This is a genomic window from Acinetobacter sp. UBA3132, assembly GCF_002364825.1.
Taxonomy (GTDB): domain Bacteria; phylum Pseudomonadota; class Gammaproteobacteria; order Pseudomonadales; family Moraxellaceae; genus Acinetobacter; species Acinetobacter schindleri.
In genome coordinates, this window is the sequence record NZ_DEZM01000236.1 from 534 (window position 1) to 1,886 (window position 1,353).

Genomic DNA, 1,353 nt, shown 5'->3' on the forward strand with positions numbered 1-1,353 from the left:
TCGAGTTGTTCAGTGACTTTGAGGTGGCTTACTTTCATCAATAAGCCGGCACTAGATAAACCAATGCTGCCTTGAGCCAGGTTATAAGGCAAGGTGCTATCCAATACCAGTTGATCATCCAGATAATGCCGTACACGATTTCCATACACTACAACGCTGGCCTTGTGAGTTTTCTGAAGGCCAATATCTTCGCTATGAGCAGACTTCTGTAGCACATTCCAACTATTGGTTGGCATGCGTAAAGATAGTTCCAGACCACTAGCACTGGTGGTAGCAACCCGCATGGCAAACTGGTAATAGGGGGTAAAAGACGGATCAGCGAACTGATCTGCGCCTCGGTAGATGATACTGCCCCAGCGGGCTTCATTGAGTGCTTCTTCAAATGAAAATTCCATATCGATACGGTAATTGCGTAATTGCTGGAATTTCTCTGGCAGATGCAGGGTTGTCATTTGTGTGCTATGAGCACGACCATCGATATACAAATCGCCATTTTCAAGATATACCTGGCCCGCGTTATTTTTAGGTTGTATCCAGTCGCCAGGAAGAGCCGCCCATTTATCAAAATTCTCATCCAGTAGAACCTCTGGAATGGGAACTTCTTCATCAGGAATATTGGGCTCAGGAGCCGGCTGATCTGGCTGGGTTACCGGTGGCTGTAAGGAGCCTGAATTCTTGTCGTCATCATCAGAACATGCGGCGAGGCCCAAGGACAGCAAAATAGAGAGGTAGAGATGAGCAGGTTTCATGCTTTTAATATTCTCAAGTCATTTATATTTGAATTTGAGAAATTAAAAGCAGAACATGACATTTATATGGATTTGTCATAAATGAAAATAATTCTTACAGATTAAAATTTCTTTTTTTAAAGAATAAGGTGAGATCTCGATGCCATGCATTTTTCTTAATGATGGCCAGGTCTTCGACATAAGTCCGACTTGGCTTTAAAGCGGGAATTATCTATGTTCAAATAGGGTTGGGAAACAGTTAATACATGCGGAACGATCTATGTCACAAAAAACTATGCAACACGTCATCATTACAGAACCGGGTGGAGTGGATAAACTTGCTTATGAAACGGTTGTCATTCCTGAACCGAAGGCCGATGAGGTGCTGGTCAAGGTTCATGCCTTTGGAATTAACCGTCCGGATATCTTGCAGCGTCAGGGCTTGTACCCAATGCCAAAAGGGGTGACGCCTGTTCCAGGTCTGGAAGTAGCCGGTGAAGTGGTTGAAGTTGGAAGTGACGTAAATCAGTTTAAAGTCGGTGACAAGGTGTGTGGCCTGACCAATGGTGGGGGCTATGCAGAATATTGCGTCGTACCTGAAAGCCAGACTTTGAATATTCCTGAA

2 protein-coding genes are annotated in these 1,353 nt (G+C 44.3%); one reads left to right on the top strand and one right to left on the bottom strand.

Annotated elements, in window-relative coordinates; translation table 11 throughout:
- Window positions 1-749 (bottom strand): family 16 glycoside hydrolase (locus B4033_RS13290; RefSeq protein WP_286834619.1); only part of this gene is annotated, 749 nt, incomplete at its 3' end.
- Between the two features lie 259 nt (window positions 750-1,008).
- Between B4033_RS13290 and B4033_RS13295 the strand changes: the two genes are divergently transcribed.
- A partial coding sequence (locus B4033_RS13295) for an alcohol dehydrogenase catalytic domain-containing protein (protein ID WP_286834621.1) occupies window positions 1,009-1,353 on the top strand: 345 nt, incomplete at its 3' end.